Origin of the sequence: Acinetobacter sp. YH16032 (assembly GCF_013417345.1) — a bacterium.
In the GTDB taxonomy this organism is placed as follows: Bacteria; Pseudomonadota; Gammaproteobacteria; order Pseudomonadales; family Moraxellaceae; genus Acinetobacter.
On the sequence record NZ_VPEE01000173.1, the window covers coordinates 1 to 1,065 of the forward strand.

A 1,065-nucleotide genomic window follows, 5' to 3' on the forward strand; every position below is an offset into this window, starting at 1 on the left:
GCAAAAAGATCAGTTTATTTGCAGCGCAAGAAGGGGCACGACTCTATGCAGGCAAAGGCAAGATCGAGATTCAAGCTCAAGGGGATGGTGCTGATCTGATTGCTAGAAAGGGTGTGCAGATTATTTCGACCGAAGATACGATTTATATCACCAGTCCCAATGAAATTAATCTAACTGCAGGCGGCTCTCAAGTGAAACTAAATGGTTCAGGGGTATTCCCAACCACAGGAGGCAAGTTTGAGGCGAAAGCGGGGCAACATAAGTTTACTTCACCAGCCTCGGTTAATCTTCCTGCATTAAATTTACCTGATTGTTCAGCGAAGCAAGGTCAAGCTGCAGAGTTGGGTTCTGCCAAGGTGATTTTATAATGTTCTCATTAACTAGCGTGGAACAGGATAAGCCTTTCACTATAGAACAAATTGCAAATAATATGCAGAAGGTTTTTGATCAGACACATCGATTGGTGATATTGGTTGATACAACTTTAGAACCAGATACGTTTGACCAGCTCAAGGCTGAAGTAGGTAAGGAGCATATTGTTAATGTACCACTTGCTAAGGGACAAAAAGCTGATAATACGCCTGTGTTCTTTATAGAAATTAAAGAACAAAGTGTTTTTGATAAAGTGAAGCTTCAATTAGTAGAAAGAATAAGTTTACATTATAACTATGATAATAGTGCATATTTGGTTTGTGGCTTCGGTTCATCAAAACTAGATAACGAAACATTAAATGATAGATTTAAAAAAAGCTTAGTATTGAGTGACCAAAAGTCTGAATTTTTGTTTAGATGGTATGACCCGAGAGTATTAATTTATTTAGATGCAATTTTTTCTGAACATCAACTTAATAGCCTATTGGGAATTTTTGATCATTGGCATTTTATACATCCGATAGGGTATTTTGAGTGGATAAAAAAAAATAACGAAGTATTTGTTAAAAAGGCTTTGTTGCACAAACCTAGCATCAAAAGCTTATTCAGCAATATAATTTCAAAATGAATAAGCCTGCCTCTAAAATCTACCGTACAACCAATTGGTCATCCTATAACCGCGCCTTAATTAAC

General features: G+C 36.8%; 2 protein-coding genes. Both read left to right on the plus strand.

The features are described from left to right. The coding region (locus FTV32_RS17235) for a DUF2345 domain-containing protein (protein WP_180029174.1) at positions 1-368 on the plus strand (368 nt) is incomplete at its 5' end. Further along, on the plus strand, positions 368-1,000 hold the full coding sequence (locus FTV32_RS17240) for a DUF4123 domain-containing protein (RefSeq protein ID WP_180029175.1): 633 nt from the start codon (positions 368-370) through the stop codon (positions 998-1,000). The genes FTV32_RS17235 and FTV32_RS17240, both read left to right, overlap by 1 nt. The last annotated feature ends 65 nt before the right edge of the window (positions 1,001-1,065 follow it).